The 1002-nt window shown below is 62.5% G+C and carries 1 protein-coding gene; it reads left to right on the top strand.

Annotated features, from left to right (window positions below; translation table 11 throughout):
• Nucleotides 1-156: 156 nt before the first annotated feature.
• Nucleotides 157-1002: zinc-binding alcohol dehydrogenase family protein (locus tag AB3X89_RS39915; RefSeq protein WP_368588020.1), on the top strand; the 846-nt coding region annotated here is incomplete at its 3' end.

A 1002-nucleotide genomic window follows, 5' to 3' on the forward strand; every position in this document is an offset into this window, starting at 1 on the left:
GAGAAGCTGCCGTAGTCCACCGTGTGCACGAAGATCTGGACGTCATCGAGTCGAATCATTTTCATTGAAATGCCGAAACTGTTTGAGCTTGGCGCGTATTTATCCGTATATCGACGAAAGATAACATGGTCTCATTGCCCCTTGGAGACCACGTGTATGAAAGCCATCGGCTTCTATCAGAACCATCCCATCAGCCACCCGCAGGCGCTGCAGGATATCGAGCTGCCGACACCGGAACTGCGCGACCACGATCTGCTGGTGGAGGTGAAAGCGGTATCGGTCAACCCGGTCGATACCAAGATCCGGCGCGGTGGAGATGTTCCGGAAGGCGGTGCGCGCATCGCCGGCTGGGACGCGGCGGGAATCGTCCGCGCGACCGGTCCGCTGGCCACCCGCTTCAAGCCAGGCGACCGTGTCTGGTACGCGGGGGACATCAAGCGGCCCGGCTGCAACAGCGAACTGCACGCCGTGGACGAACGCATCGTCGGACCCATGCCGACCTCGCTGGATTTCGCAGAAGCCGCTTCGTTGCCGCTGACCGCGATCACCGCGTGGGAACTGCTGTTCGACCGTCTGCGTGTTCAGGCAGCGGATCCGACCGACAACAACGTGCTGCTCGTCATCGGAGCGGCGGGCGGCGTCGGCTCGATTCTGACCCAACTGGCACGTGAGCTGACTGGTATGACCGTCATCGGCACGGCCTCGCGGCCGGAAACCCGCGAGTGGGTGCTGGCCCATGGCGCACATTACGTCCTCGATCACCATCAGCCCTGGGCAGCTCAACTGGCCGCGCTCGGTATCGAGCACGTCACCCATGTTGCGGGGTTGAACAACAGCGCCGCCTACGTGCCTCAGATCGCCGCCGTGCTGCGCCCGGAAGGCCAGTTCGCCCTCATCGACGACCCGGTGGGTCTGGACATCGGCCCGTTCAAGGGAAAATCCATCTCGATTCACTGGGAGCTGATGTTCACCCGCGCGATGTTCACCACCGACACCCTCGCG

It is taken from the genome of Paraburkholderia sp. BR14320, from assembly GCF_040948665.1.
Classification (GTDB): domain Bacteria; phylum Pseudomonadota; class Gammaproteobacteria; order Burkholderiales; family Burkholderiaceae; genus Paraburkholderia; species Paraburkholderia youngii.